The organism is Spirosoma luteum DSM 19990, assembly GCF_000374065.1.
GTDB lineage: Bacteria > Bacteroidota > Bacteroidia > Cytophagales > Spirosomataceae > Spirosoma > Spirosoma luteum.
Genome location: NZ_KB893255.1, coordinates 12,646 through 27,377, shown reverse-complemented (window position 1 = coordinate 27,377; position 14,732 = coordinate 12,646). Strand labels below are relative to the sequence as shown.

The following is a 14,732-nucleotide window of genomic DNA, read 5'->3' as shown; positions in this document are numbered from 1 at the left end:
CATCCTGTTGTTGCGCCAGCCAACGACAAACATCAAACAGTTACTTCACCCGCGTCCAGGTTTGGGTTTTGCCGAAGAGGGAGATGCCAACGTAGCCACGAACGAGCAGCGTATTGGGGTTTTCCAGAATCATTTTACAGTTGTATTCCTTGCCGTCTTCGGGGTTATAAATCTTACCATCGCTCCACACATTACCCCCGTCGTACCTGAAGTTGTACATCAACGGCATATTGAGCAAAGGGCGCGACCGCTTAGATGGGTCTACATTTTTAGTGTCTGTCCGGGGCTTACCGGTATCCGCGTCATTCGGTTGCCCCAACCACACCAGCTTGCCAAAGTACGTACCCCCCTGCTTATAAATCTGAACGTGTCCTTTTTTCGTGCCGTTCAGCCAGGTGCCCACCACCGCATCGGACCCATCGGACGATACAAAGGCTGTCAGTCCAACAAACAGGGCAATAAACGGCAACATACGACGCGTAACTTTCATAAGTGTCTGGCAGTTAAAATGAATAGGTATTTTCCTTGTACTAACGATAATAGGGCGAAAATTAGTTTGAAAACCTGCTTATGATTTAGCCGTATGGAGTGGATTCGCCCGATTTTGTTTATACTTGACTCAGCAAAATGCGTAGTCCGCATATCAACCCGGGTTGATTAAATCCCTGCCTCCGGTCGCTTGCCGGTATAATCCAGCGAAGTATGTTCAAACGTGACCCCAACCGTAGTTATCCGACCGAAACAGAGTCGAGAATGATTGTCCGTTTTCAGGACTGCGACCCGTTGCAGCACCTCAACAATGCCAAATATTTCGACTATTATTTCAATGCCCGCGAAGACCAGGTGGCCAAGCTGTATGATTTCAGCCCCGGCCAGTTGTTTCGTGAACTGAAAACGAGCTGGGTCGTGTATCAGCACCAGATTGCCTACATCCGGCCCGCGCAGGTGAGCGAATGGGTCCGGATTATGTCGCGGTTGATTTACGTCAACGACGATACCACCGTGACGGAATACATCATGACCGACGATGGGAAAACGCACCTGAAAAACGTACTCTGGGTAACGTCCAAATACATTAGTGTGTCCACGGGTAAACGCATCCCCCACGATGAACTGGTGATGGGCTATTTACAGGCAACCCTGGTGCCGAATATTGACTTTCCCAGCCTGAATTTCAACGACCGCATTCGTGACATCAAAAGTCATGTGGTCAGTCAATGATGAATTATAAAGTATAAATGATGAATTACGACCGATTTGTCATTTGTTGCTGGAACGCCAGCTAGCATTGCTCCGGCAACCCGATCACCGTTTATAACGCATCATTCATCACTCCTCATTCTCTTTATGAAGTTTCTGAACAACCTGACCGTACGCGTTCTGATTGCCATTACCCTCGGTATCCTCACCGGGTATTTCTTCCCCGAAACGGCGGCCAGCCTGAAACCCCTCGGCGACCTCTTCATCAACCTGATCAAGATGGTCATTGCGCCCATTATTTTCCTGACCATTGTGCTGGGAATCAGCAACATGGGTGACTTGAAAAAAGTGGGTCGGGTAGGGGGGAAGGCGTTACTTTATTTCGAAATTGTCACAACCGGTGCCCTGGCTATCGGCCTTGTTCTGGCTAACCTGATCCGGCCCGGCGACGGGGTGCAAACCGCGGCCGTAAAAGGAGGAGATATCAGCAAATACACCGAGCAGGGGGCCAGCATGGACTGGACCGAGTTTTTCCTGCACATCGTGCCCAGCAATGCCGTCAAAGCCTTTGCCGAAGGGGATATTTTGCAGGTACTGGTTTTTTCTATCCTGTTTGGTGTTGGGCTGGCCCGCATGGGCGAAACCGGTAGACCCCTCATTCTGACGTTTGAGCGGATTTCGAAAGTGTTCTTCAATATCCTTAGTGTGGTGATGATACTGGCTCCGCTGGGTGCTTTTGGTGGAATGGCCTTTACGATTGGCAAGTACGGCCTGAGCACCCTGTTGCCGCTGGCCAAGCTAATGGGTACCGTGTATGCCACCATGCTGCTGTTCATCTTCGTGGTGCTGAACCTGATTTTGCGCTATTACAAAATCAGCCTGTGGGCGGTGCTTAAATTCATCAAGGAAGAACTGCTGATTGTACTGGGTACGTCTTCTTCTGAATCGGCCCTGCCGCAGATTATGGACAAACTCGAAACGCTGGGCTGCTCCCGGTCGGTGGTGGGGTTGGTCGTTCCGGCGGGGTATTCGTTTAATCTCGACGGTACCACCATTTACCTGGTTATGGCCACCATATTCCTGGCGCAGGTGTTCGGGGTCGACCTTTCGCTGGGGCAGGAGTTAACCATCATCGGCATTCTGATGCTTACCTCCAAAGGCGCAGCGGGAGTTACGGGTAGCGGCTTCATTGTGCTGGCCAGTACGCTGACGGCCATCAAGGTCATTCCGGTAGAAGGGCTGGCTCTGCTGCTGGGCGTAGACCGGTTCATGTCCGAAGCCCGCTCCCTCACGAACATCATCGGCAACACGGTAGCCACCATTTTCATCGCCAACAGCGAAGGCGATTTCGACCGGGCCAAATACGAAAAAGTACTCCGTCTGGAAGCACAGGATGAAATGCCGGAGTACAAATATTGATTGCCGGGAAGCGGGTTGGTAATCAGCGCTGGCCAGGATGTTCTCAGTCCTGGACGGACGCAGTGACAGTATTTTACGAGTGGAAAGCACTTTTATGCGCAGGATCTGTCAGCCCTTTGCCGATAGTTTGATTTAACACATCCCATCCTGAACATCCGTTAAACCATGAAGCATATTTTACTGACGTCGGGCCTGCTTATATCCCTGGTCCTGACAGCCTACACGAGCAAAAAGCCATTTCCGGCATCCGGCACCCGTTTATCGGAGACTCCACCGGGTAAGGCTCCCAAACAACCCGTGCTGGGCACGCGGTCGGCGAAATTGATTCAGGCCAATGGACTATCGTTCAAGGACCTGAATCAGAACGGCAAACTCGACAGCTACGAAGACTGGCGACTAACGCCGGAGGAACGAAGCAAAGATTTAATGGGGCAGATGTCGCTGGAAGAAAAAGTAGGCTTTATGCTCATCAGCACCTCCCGCATGAAAAACGACTGGTCGTTTGGAGCACCCCAGAATAAAGACCCCATCACCAGCGATTTCAACGAAGATGACCTGCTGGCCAGCCAGAACATGTTTACCCGCAAACCGCTGCCTACGGCCATCATGAATGCGGCCGGGACGACCAAAGCCGTCACGGATTTTCACCTGCGGCATTTTATTCTCCGTGCCAATGTCAGTGCCCGGATGACCGCCGAATGGACTAACAAATTACAGGCGCTGTGCGAAAAGCAGCGGCTGGGTATTCCGGCCATTGTGGCGTCCAATCCGCGCAACCACGTGACCAACGCGGCCACTATCGGTACGAGTGTAGGAAAAACGGTCTTCTCGGTCTGGCCCGGTGAACTGGGTTTATCCGCCATGCGCGACCTGAAACTCACCCGCGAGTTTGCCGATATTGCCCGGCAGGAGTGGGCCGCCGTGGGGCTGCGTAAAGGCTATATGTACATGGCCGATTTATCCACCGAACCCCGCTGGCAACGCATCGACGGCACTTTTGGTGAGAATGCCGACTGGGTAGCGAAGATGATTACAGAAATAGTGCTGGGCTTTCAGGGTGCCAGCCTGAGTCCGGCCTCGGTAGCCATGACCACCAAGCATTTTCCCGGTGGTGGCGCAGGAAAAGAAGGGCAGGACCCGCACTTTGAATGGGGTAAACAGGAAGTGTTTCCCGGAAAAATGTTCGAGAATAACCTGATTCCATTCAAAGCTGCCATCAAGGCGGGCACCTCGGCTATTATGCCGTACTATTCCATGCCCGTTGGCACGGAGTACGAACCCATTGCCTACGCCTACAACCGGGCCGTTATTCACGACTTATTGCGGGTCAAACTGGGCTTTAAAGGCATCATCAATTCCGACACCGGCCCCATTGAAATGATGCCCTGGGGTGCCGAAAACCTGTCGATTCAGGAACGCTACAAGCGCACGCTGGAAGCCGGGGTCAATCTCTACTCCGGCACCGCTGATCCCGCTAATCTGCTCGAGACGGTCAAAAAAGGAATGGTTGACAGGAAGCTGATTGACGATTCGGTGCTGCGGTTGCTGGAAGAGAAATTTAAAATGGGCCTGTTTGAAAACCCGTACGTAGATGAGGATGCCGCCGAACGGATTGTCGGTAGTGCTAAATTTCAGGCCCGCGCCGACCTGGCCCTGCGTAAATCCATCGTACTGCTACGCAACGAAACTAAAACGCTGCCCCTGAAAGCCGCTACGAAAGTTTACTTCGAAATCTATCAGAAACGCGTTGGCGCGGAGGCTGGCCCCGGTGAGGTGTACACCACCAATGAGGGTAAATACCCCGTCACGTTCGTTAAAACGCCCGAAGAGGCCGACGTTATTCTGTTGTGGCTTCGGCCTTCGGGTCGAGCATTGTTTGGCTCCGATGGTTCACCGTTGCCCCTGTCGCTGTCGAAAAACGGCGTTGATGTCAATTATATCAATACCCTGATGGCGAAGAAGCCAACCGTACTGGCCATCAATTACACCAACCCCTGGGTAATTGACGAACTATACAGCGATACGCAGAAGAAGAACGTCAAGGGCATTCTGGCTACGTTTGGTACTACCCCCGATGCATTGCTGGACATCGTGACGGGTAAGTTCAAACCAACGGGTAAAATGCCCTTCACCACGCCCATCTCCGAAACGGCTGCCCAGCAGCAGAAAGAAGATGTGCCGGGGTATCTGGAAGGTGCTGCCTACCCACTTTTCAAGTACGATGAAGGCATGAACTACTAAAAAAGGCAGGGAGTAAAACGGTGTTTTGTCTGCCATTTCACTCCCTGCTTTAACGAAAACTGTCTGCCGGTATGAGGCTTTTTTACCGTCCCATCCAGCCGCCATCCACCGTCAGGATGGTGCCATGAACGTAGCTGGCTGCGCTCGAAGCCAGGAATACAACCGGGCCTTTGAAGTCTTCGGGTTCACCCCACCGGGCCGCCGGTATCCGGCTCAAAATCGACTCACTCCGCGCTTGATCGGCCCGTAGCGCTTCTGTGTTATCAGTTGAAATATAGCCGGGGGCAATGGCATTGACGTTAACCCCTTTACCCGCCCACTCATTGGCAAATGCCTTCACCATACTACCGATGGCACCCTTGCTGGCGGCATAGCCCGGCACGTTGATACCCCCCTGAAAAGTAAGCAGCGACGCGGTGAAAATAACCCGTCCACTGCCCCGCTCCACCATGCCTTTCCCAATCTCGCGGGTGAGAATAAACGGTGCGGTCTGGTTCACCATAATTACTTCATCCCAGTATTCGTCCGGGTGTTCGGCGGCAGGCTTGCGAAGAATTGTACCGGCATTATTCACCAGAATATCAATGACCGGATGCTCCTGCTTTACCTGCGTAATAAACTGGTACAATGATTCCCGATTGCCAAAATCGGCCTGATAAGCCTGAAAACTGCGGCCCAGCGCCGTAACCGATTTCGACACGGCACTGCCTTCCAGCTCCAGATTAGCCGATACCCCAATAATATCGGCCCCGGCTTCGGCCAAAGCCTCGGCCATTGCTTTACCAATTCCCCGCTTGCAGCCGGTAACAAGGGCTTTTTTGCCCGCTAATGAAAAAGAATCCAGTACGGTCGTCATAGAATAGAACGGATGCCTGCCAGCCTGGCAGGCATCACTTGTGTGAAAAAGGCGTAGCCGGAGGTAGTAAACCCGGCTTTTTAAGAAGGAGTCATACTCGGCTCTTCCTTACCCTTTTGCTGTCATTTTTCAGGCTGTTTATGCTTCACCACTGTTGAAAAATGTACAAACAGCTTTTTGTCATTTCGACGCAGGAGAAATCTTAAGTTCAGTTACTACGCGATGTTGAGATTTCTCCTGCGTCGAAATGACAAAAAATAGACAAAAAGATTTCAAAAATCCCTACTTCACCTTATAGAACTTCGCCCCGAACAGGAAAATGACCGCGTAGCAGATAATGGGCAGGTAGTACGCGTGGGCTACGTTGCTCTCGGCTACCAGGCCCATCAGGAAGGGGAAAACGGCCCCGCCAACTACGCCCATCGAAATAAACGACGACGCCTGCTGGGTGTGTGGCCCCAAATTTTTGAGGCCCAGACTGAAAATGGTTGGGAACATGATGCTGAAGAAAAAATTGAGCATCAGTAGCGCAATGAACGAAGGCCAGCCAAAACTCTGGGCAATAATCAGGCACATGAGTATGTTACAGGCCGCGAAAATGGCCAGCAGCGTGTGGGGCGCAATGACCCGCATCAGGAACGTACCTACAAACCGCCCGGCCAGCATCAGGGCCATAAACAGCACCAGGTAATTACCCGCTGTAGCATCGGGGAAGCCCATTTTCTCGTGGCCGTAATTGATGAAAAAAGCCCAGGTGCCACCCTGCGCGGCTACGTTAAAAAACTGCGCGATAACGGCCCAGACGAAATGTTTGTGCTGGAACAGGGTCTTGCCGGGTTCCACATCCACATTGGCCGCATCGGGGTTGGCTACTACGGCGTGAGGGTCCGTCAGGGCGGGGACTTTGACGAAGGAGAAAAGAATGGCAATGGTCGCGATAACGCTGCCGATGGCTATGTACAGCATCTTGACGGAGGTCAGATCCGTGCTGCCTTCGGTGTTGTTGCGCAGCAGAAAATAAGAGCCGATGGCAGGCCCGATAATGGCACCCAGCGCGTTGAACGCCTGGGCGAAGTTTATCCGCTGGTCGCTGGTACGCTGATCGCCGAGGGAGGCTACAAAGGGGTGAGCTACCGTTTCGAGGGTGGACAGGCCGCAACCCAGAATGAATAGCGCGATACCAAAATACGTAAAGGAAGCAGCGGCAGCGGCTGGTACAAATAGAAACGCGCCCGCAGCAAACAGCGAAAGACCCAGCAGTACGCCGTTTTTGTAGCCAAACCGTTTCATGAACAGACCCGCCGGAATACCCATCACAAAATAGGCCCCGAAAATGGCAAACTGAACGAAGGCCGACTGCGTTTTGGTCAGGCTCAGCACGTGCTGAAAGTGCTTGTTCAGTACATCGCCCATGGTGATGGCAATGCCCCAGAACATGAACAATGAGGTAACAAAGACGAGGGTAACCAGGTATTGGCTGTCGGTAAAAGTAGCTGGCTTCGATTGGCCAGTGTCGGTAATTGCCTGCATGAGGGGTTTTAAAATAGGTTTACAGGCAAAGCGGGTAACCCGTTCTATTTACCCCTGACGCAACATAATGGTCCGCCTGGGTAGAGACCGGTCCGCCGGTGCGGCAATACCTTGCGTCTCGGGTGCTGGATGGTTTTGCTGACGCGAATGAGACGCAAGGTATTGCCGCACCGGCGGACCGGTCTCTACATGTACAAATTTTCCGGGTTGTGCTGCTCATCGACCCATTTGACGGGGTTGTTCTCGATATAGGTACGAATGCGGGTCAGTTCGTTGTCGCTGCGAATGACGCGGTCGTAATAACGGGGCTGCCAGCCGAAATCAATCCGGTTTATGGTGGCGTATTTTTTTACCCCCGACTTGAACCCCCGAATGATGGAGGCCAGGTTCTGCCGTTGCGGACCAAATTGATTCGGCACCCAATCCGTTTGCACCTCGTCGGGTTTGCAAATCCACAAAACGCCATGAAGATGGTTCGGCATCAGTTGAAAAGCATCCAGTTCCACAAACGGAAAATACATCGGGATAGCCATCCAGCAGTCAATAGCTACCTGCCCCATCCCCGATGGACAGATGGCTGAAACCTCCTGTGTAGTGTCAATATCCCCAAAGTACAGTGCCCGTCCCCGCGTGCAGATGGTTATAAAATACATTCCATTCGACCCGTAATCATAATCCACCAGCTGGGTTGACGAGATGCGGTATTTTTGGGTAAACAGGTTATCCATGAGAAATCAGGAATAGAGGGTATCAGCAAACCAAAAATCATCTGGTATTTACAAGGGTAACCATCCTGTAGTGTAGAGATGCAGTACCTTGCCGCACCGGCGAACCGGTCTTATATGCGTCAGCAATATATATCAACAACCCCAAAAGCCATCCGGTCAAAAGACGCAAGGTATTGTCGCACCAGTGGTGTAGAGACGCAATACCTTGCGTCTTATGAGCGTCAGCAATTTATGATGTCAAAAAACCATCCGGTCATGAGACGCAAGGTATTGCGTCTCTACAATTGGAACGGCCTGTAGAGACGCAATACCTTGCGTCTCATCCGCGTCAGCAATATACAATGGCAACCCAAAAAGCAACGACCGGGGTATTGCTGACGCAAGGGGCTGACGCATATGGAGACCGCACCGGCGGACCGGCAACGTATTGCGTCTCTACCGTTATCGGGTTAACTTGCCGACTGAAATCAACCCAATAACGACTATAAAAAGATAACCCGATATACCATAAAGATTTAGCGTTGCTAACCGTTTCCCCCTCAGGAAAAACCGCCAATTTTTTTAAAGCGAGGAGAGGAAGCAGTAAGGCAGGACGCGCTCGAAAGGGCGTGTCCTCTTGCTGTCCTCTACATTTTCCTCGCTGGGTGCTTGGCGGTACCTTCCTGAGAAATGATGTATGGCAGCGGAGGCCGCCCTGTTTTTTTGCCCCCTACCGAGCCTCGGGGTTTCAACAATATACCCGACGCTCATAATGCCCACACTGACCTGGATTGGGAAAGATAAAGTAGTTAACCATCACAACGACGTACCGTTTCGGGTACTCGAACAGCAATACACCTTTGGCGACGCGGATGCCGGAACGCCGGACCGCCCAAACCGCATCATTCACGGCGATAATCTGGAAGCCCTGAAAGCCCTCTTGCCCTATTACGAAGGCCGCATCAAGTGTATCTACATCGACCCGCCCTACAACACAGGCAACGAGAACTGGGTCTACAACGATAATGTCAACGATCCTAAAATCAAACGCTGGCTGGGTAAAGTGGTAGGCAAGGAAAGCGAAGACCTCAGCCGCCACGATAAATGGCTGTGCATGATGTACCCGCGTATACAACTTTTGTATAGGTTGTTAGCCAACGACGGGGTTCTTTTTACATCACTTGATGAGAATGAAGCAAATAATGCGAAACTGGTATTTGATGAGATTTTTGGGAAAACCGGTTTCGTTGCTCAAATTTCCCTACTCTGTAATCCCAAAGGAAGGAGTCAGGATAAATATTTCAGTACAAATCATGAGTATTGTTTAGTCTATTCAAAGAAAGAGCTATACAAAGACTCTTTCAGTATTTCGAAAGATCAAGCATTAGTTGATAAAGAGTATAAGAAACAAGATGAATTGGGGCAATACCGTCTTTTAGAACTCCGAAATACACATAGAGAATTTAATCGAGAAACGCGCCCTAACTTATCTTATCCTCTATTTGTTGATCCGATTTCAGGTAAAGTATCAGTTGATCAAAATGATGTACACTCGATAAAAGTAGAACCTTCTTGGCCAGACGGTTTTGAAGGATGCTGGACTTGGGGTAAGGATTTAGCTCGCGAAGACAAACATTTGTTAGTTGCAGTGAAGCAAAAGAGTCGCTGGGTGATTTCAAGAAAGTCTTACGCAAAAAGTGATGATGGAGCTTCCGTAAAAAGAAAACCGTTCACGATCTGGAATGACCCTCGGTTTTATACAGAAAAAGGACAAACCGAATTCGGAAAAATTTTTCCAGGATTAAATAAAAATGATTTTCCGCAACCCAAGTCTGTTGATTTTATTGAAGAGTTATTAAGGACTTCCACCAATCCCGGCGACATCATTCTTGATTCCTTCGCCGGCTCGGGCACGACAGCCCATGCAGTGTTGAACCTGAACAAACAGGACGGAGGGAATCGGCAGTTTATTCTGGTGGAGATGGAAGAATACGCCGAAACCATCACCGCCGAGCGGGTTCGGCGGGTTATTGACGGCTACGGCACCAAAGAAGGAACGGGCGGGAGTTTTGCTTACTACGAACTCGGCCCGGCCCTGTTTACGGAAGAGAACCTGCTGAACGAAGCCCTTCCGCTGGCCCGTATCCGTGAGTACGTATGGTACTCTGAAACGCGGTCACCGCTCCCAACGCCCGATACCGCAGACCAGCCAGAACCCCATTTTCTGGGCAAGCTGTTCGACACGGCGTATTATTTCTACTACGAGCCGAACCAGCTCACCACGCTGGATTACGACTTTCTGTCGACCATTCGAACACCCGCCGAACAGTACGTCATCTATGCCGACAACTGCCTGATTGCCCGAGAATGGCTTCAGCAGCGCCGGATCATCTTCAAGAAAATTCCCCGTGATATCTCCCGCTTTTAAATGGAACTGAAACCCTATCAGGCGGGTGTTCTCCGCGACCTCGACCGCTACTTGCAGTACGTGCAGCGCACCCACCGCTATGACTTAGCCTACAACCACTACTGGCGCGACGAAGTGGGCGACTACGACCCGCTAAGCAATACCGGTATGCGGCCCTACCAGAACAACGTACCCGGCACTCCACACGTCTGCATTAAAGTGCCCACGGCGGGCGGCAAAACGTTCATTGCCGTAAACGCCCTGCACACCCTGTTCGATGCTTTTGCCACCGAGCGGCCCAAAGCGGTGGTCTGGCTGGTGCCCTGGAGCAACCTGCTCGACCAGACGGTGCGCAACCTGACCAATCCGGCCCATCCCTACCGCCAGAAACTAAACAGCCTGTTCAATCATCGGGTGGCCGTTTATCAGAAAAAAGACCTCTTGCAGGGTGCCAATTTCAGTCCGGCGGTGGTGCAGCAGCAGTTGAGCATTTTCGTGCTGAGTTTCGGCAGTTTGCGAGCCACCAAAAAAGAAGACCGGAAAATATTCGAGGAAAACGGCGCGCTGGCCCCCTTCGCCAATCAGGCGGACACCAGCGACCACGTCCTGGCCGACACCGACCAAACGGCCCTCATCAACGTAATCCGGAGCCTGACACCGGTGGTGGTGGTCGATGAAAGTCACAATGCCGAGAGCGACCTGAGCGTGGAGATGCTCCGCAACCTGAACCCGTCGTTTGTGCTCGACCTGACTGCCACGCCCAAGAAAAATGCCAACATCGTCAGCTTCGTACCGGCCATCGAGTTGAAGAAAGAGCACATGGTGAAGCTGCCGGTCATTGCTTACAACCACAAGGAAAAATCGCAGGTGGTGGAGAGTGCGCTGAACCTGCAACGGCAACTGGAGCAGTTGGCCAAAGCCGAGCAGAAAGCGGGTGGGCGGTACATCCGGCCCATCGTCTTGTTTCAGGCACAGCCGAAAACGAACGACGACAATACCACCTTCGAGAAGCTGAAGCAGCAACTGCTGAAACTTAAAATTCCGGAAGCGCAGATCAAAATCAAGACCGCCAGCATCAACGAACTTAAGGACGTTGACCTGATGAGTCCGAAATGCCCGGTGCGTTACATCATCACGGTCAACGCCCTGAAAGAGGGCTGGGATTGCCCATTTGCCTACATCCTCGCGTCGCTGGCCGACCGCTCGTCGGCGGTTGATATCGAGCAGATTCTGGGGCGGGTATTGCGGCAGCCCTACGTCATGCGTCACCAGAACGACCTGCTGAACGTGTCGTATGTATTGACAGCTTCCGCCAAATTCACCGAAACCCTGCAAAGCATTATCCGGGGGCTGGAGTTTGCCGGTTTCAGTCGAAACGACTATAGGGCTGAGCAAGTTGAAGACGAACCCAAAAGCACCGCGCAGGCATTGCAGGGCTTTTTATTCCCAGAAGCGGATACCGTAAGTGACGAGATCGAGCCGGAGAAAATACAGTTCGACCCAACGGCTCCGCTGGATGACGTACCGCTTACCCTGACGCCGACCTTGACGGCTATTACGCAGCTTGCAGTAGAGAAAAATCAGGCGTTCGAAAAACAAATCAGTCAGCAGGAATCCGAAGAACCCTTGCCCCTGTTGCAGGAACTTGGCGATAAAGTGAAAAAGAGCCTTCTGAAAGACGATTACGCGGCCATTGCCCAGACGCTTACGTTGCCGCAATTTTATCTGGACGTTCCGCAGGTGAGCCTGTTCAGTGAGGGCGGGCGCGTGTTGCTCAATCAGGAAGTGCTGTTGAACGGCTTCCGGCTGTCGGAAGAAGACATCAAAATTGAGTGGGACACTGTCGAAACGGACCTGTATAAAATTGACCTGGAACGGACGCAGGGCAACGAATACCGCCCGGTTTTCCTGCAAATCGACAACATCCAGGTCAAGGAAGCCTTTGTGGAATACATTCTGGCCAAACCCAAAGCGGGTCAGATCAAGGACCTGGCCCACCGAATGCTGCAACTCATTGGCGACATGTACCCCATTCCCGACCCGCAAATCAGGCAATATCTGGAACGGATTCTGGGCAGTTTCGACGCCGAACGCCTGAAAGACTGGCTGGCACGGGAGTACACCTACCGCGACAAAATCAAAAAGAAAATCCGGGTACTGGCCGATCACTACGCCGAAGGCCAGTTTAAAAAACTGCTGACGGTGGGGAAGATTACCGTAGCAGAAGGCTTCGTTTTCAAAAAAATGATTGTGCCGGGCCAGTTGGGGAAATCCCTGGGGAAGTCATTGTACGAACGGGAGGGTAGCATGAATGGCTTCGAGGAGCGGATTATCAGCGAGTTGGCAGCCCTCCCGAACGTGTTGTTCTGGCATCGGAACTTAGGACGGGGCAAAGGGTTTGCCATCAACGGCTTCAAGTCGAACCACTACCCCGATTTCGTGCTCTACACTCGAAACGGTACACTGATCGTGCTGGAAACCAAAGGCGACGACCGCGATAATTCCGACAGCGCGGCCAAAAACCGACTGGGCCAGAAATGGGCCGAACAGGCCGGCCGACAGTACCGTTATTTTATGGTGTTTGAAACGAACCGGCTGGACAATACCTACACCATCAGCGAGGCCAAAGAGTTGGTTGCCCAATTGTAGGAAACGGATGGTGGCAATATACAATGTCAATTCAGAAACACGGGGTATTGCTGACGCAAGGGGCTGACGCGCATGAGACGCAAGGTATTGCGTCTCTACGATTTGGAACCGCCCTGTAGAGACGCAATACCTTGCGTCTCATGCGCGTCAGCAATTTATATCGTCAACCCTAAAAACCATCCGGCATATGAGACGCAAGGTATTGCGTCTCTACACATGCGTCAGCAATAGACCTCCACATATGCGTCATCAATGTGCTTATTTCTACTGATGAACTTTATAGCCATTAGTAAAGTTAACACCGTTATAAAACAGAACGTATATAACGCATGGGAATCCTTGAACGTCGGCAGCGGCAGAAAACAGAAGTCAGAATCAGCATTTTGGAGGCCGCCTGGGAGGTGGTACTCACAGAAGGCTGGCAGGCGCTGTCTATCCGCAAAATAGCCGATGCCATCGAGTACAGCGTTCCCGTGATTTATACTCACTTCGAGAGTAAAGACGCTATTCTGCACGAATTCACGAAGGAAGGGTTCCGGCTACTGACGGAAGCCATTACGCAGCAACGAAACAGTGAGACGAATGCCAGTCGGCAGTTGGAAGCTATGGCGGAGGGGTACTGGAATTTTGCTTTTGCCCACAAGGAATATTACCAGCTTATGTTCGGTCTGGGTATACCAGCCTGCGAACAGGTGAAGAGGACGGTTGAGATGCAGGCCTTCGCCGACATCGTACTTGCCGTTATTCAGGAAGTAATTCGGGCGGGGAGCCAGCCAGAACTGGATGCCTTCCTGAAATACCACACCTACCTATCCATTTTGCACGGGCTGGTTTCGATTCAGATGACTGGTCCGAATGAAACGGTTAATCCGTGGAGCAAACTGGTTCTGAAAGATGCCATCAGTGGATTTATCAACGCGTTGAACGGCTAATTTTTTTACTTTAATCCTAACAGTGTTATAATTTATAGCGGTGTAAAAATTTGAAACCAACCTTAATTCGACATAAAGATGGATGTAGAAATCTGGAGTGATGTGATGTGTCCTTTTTGCTATATCGGCAAACGGAAATTCGAAAGCGCCCTCGGTCAGTTTGCCCAGCGTGATCGGGTAAACGTGGTCTGGAAGAGCTTTCAGCTGAATCCTGATATGAAAACGGAGCCGGGTAAGAACATTAACCAGTACCTGGCCGAGGTGAAAGGCTGGAGTCTGGACGAAGCCAAACGCATGAACGACCACGTGACGGGCATGGCCAGCGAAGTAGGCCTGACCTACGACTTCGATAAGGCCGTTGTGGCTAACTCCTTCGATGCGCACCGGCTGATTCAACTGGCTAAGCAGCACAGCCTGGGCGATGCAGCCGAAGAACGCCTGTTTAAAGCCTATTTTACTGAAGGCCGCGATACCTCCGACCACGCTACACTGCTCGAACTGGGCACCGACATTGGTCTGTCGACGGACGCTGTTCGGCAAATGCTGGAAAGTGCCGAGTATGCTGATGCCGTAAACCGGGACGTGTACGAAGCCCAACAGGTAGGTGCACGGGGTGTGCCCTTCTTTGTGCTCGACCGCCGGTATGCGGTTTCGGGCGCGCAACAACCCGAAACCTTTTTGGGTGCCCTGGAAACGGCCTGGTCGGAATGGGAAAAAGCGAACCCGGCCGTTACCGACCTATCCGCTGAGGGACCAGTCTGTACGCCCGGCGAAATCTGTTAAAATCAATC

The 14,732-nt window shown here is 51.8% G+C and carries 11 protein-coding genes; 7 read left to right on the top strand and 4 right to left on the bottom strand.

Translation table 11 applies throughout. The features are described 5' to 3' along the window. Positions 1-40: 40 nt before the first annotated feature. On the bottom strand, positions 41-490 hold the full coding sequence (locus B156_RS0112120; RefSeq protein WP_018619988.1) for a DUF2147 domain-containing protein: 450 nt from the start codon (positions 488-490) through the stop codon (positions 41-43). 212 nt (positions 491-702) lie between these two features. Here B156_RS0112120 and B156_RS0112115 point away from each other — a divergent pair, with 212 nt between their 5' ends. The 3 genes from B156_RS0112115 (at position 703) to B156_RS0112105 (ending at position 4,860) form a co-directional block, all read left to right on the top strand. Then, positions 703-1,221, top strand: coding sequence for an acyl-CoA thioesterase (locus tag B156_RS0112115; protein WP_026260788.1), 519 nt, complete (start codon positions 703-705; stop codon positions 1,219-1,221). A gap of 126 nt (positions 1,222-1,347) precedes the next feature. After that, a complete protein-coding gene (locus B156_RS0112110) occupies positions 1,348-2,619 on the top strand; it encodes a dicarboxylate/amino acid:cation symporter (protein WP_018619986.1) in 1,272 nt (423 codons plus the stop codon). A gap of 165 nt (positions 2,620-2,784) precedes the next feature. Continuing rightward, a complete protein-coding gene (locus tag B156_RS0112105; protein ID WP_018619985.1) occupies positions 2,785-4,860 on the top strand; it encodes a glycoside hydrolase family 3 protein in 2,076 nt (691 codons plus the stop codon). Positions 4,861-4,942: 82 nt separating this feature from the next. On the opposite strand, the gene B156_RS0112100 is transcribed toward B156_RS0112105, so the two are convergent. The 3 genes from B156_RS0112100 to B156_RS0112090 form a co-directional block, all read right to left on the bottom strand. After that, on the bottom strand, positions 4,943-5,716 hold the full coding sequence (locus B156_RS0112100) for an SDR family oxidoreductase (RefSeq protein ID WP_018619984.1): 774 nt from the start codon (positions 5,714-5,716) through the stop codon (positions 4,943-4,945). 282 nt (positions 5,717-5,998) lie between these two features. Beyond that, positions 5,999-7,246 (bottom strand): L-fucose:H+ symporter permease, encoded by a 1,248-nt coding sequence (gene fucP / locus B156_RS0112095; protein ID WP_018619983.1) that lies wholly within the window; start codon positions 7,244-7,246, stop codon positions 5,999-6,001. Positions 7,247-7,431: 185 nt separating this feature from the next. Beyond that, complete coding sequence (locus tag B156_RS0112090; RefSeq protein ID WP_018619982.1) at positions 7,432-7,974, bottom strand: transposase; 543 nt, start codon at positions 7,972-7,974, stop codon at positions 7,432-7,434. A 751-nt stretch (positions 7,975-8,725) separates the two neighbouring features. Here B156_RS0112090 and B156_RS0112085 point away from each other — a divergent pair. From B156_RS0112085 to B156_RS0112070, 4 genes are all read left to right on the top strand, one after another. After that, complete coding sequence (locus B156_RS0112085; protein ID WP_018619981.1) at positions 8,726-10,381, top strand: site-specific DNA-methyltransferase; 1,656 nt, start codon at positions 8,726-8,728, stop codon at positions 10,379-10,381. Further along, the gene (locus B156_RS0112080; RefSeq protein WP_018619980.1) at positions 10,382-13,009 is read left to right on the top strand and encodes a DEAD/DEAH box helicase; all 2,628 of its coding nucleotides are present in this window, start codon (positions 10,382-10,384) and stop codon (positions 13,007-13,009) included. It begins immediately after the preceding gene. Positions 13,010-13,338: 329 nt separating this feature from the next. Beyond that, on the top strand, positions 13,339-13,941 hold the full coding sequence (locus B156_RS0112075; RefSeq protein ID WP_018619979.1) for a TetR/AcrR family transcriptional regulator: 603 nt from the start codon (positions 13,339-13,341) through the stop codon (positions 13,939-13,941). A 78-nt stretch (positions 13,942-14,019) separates the two neighbouring features. Then, the gene (locus B156_RS0112070) at positions 14,020-14,724 is read left to right on the top strand and encodes a DsbA family oxidoreductase (RefSeq protein WP_018619978.1); all 705 of its coding nucleotides are present in this window, start codon (positions 14,020-14,022) and stop codon (positions 14,722-14,724) included. The last annotated feature ends 8 nt before the right edge of the window (positions 14,725-14,732 follow it).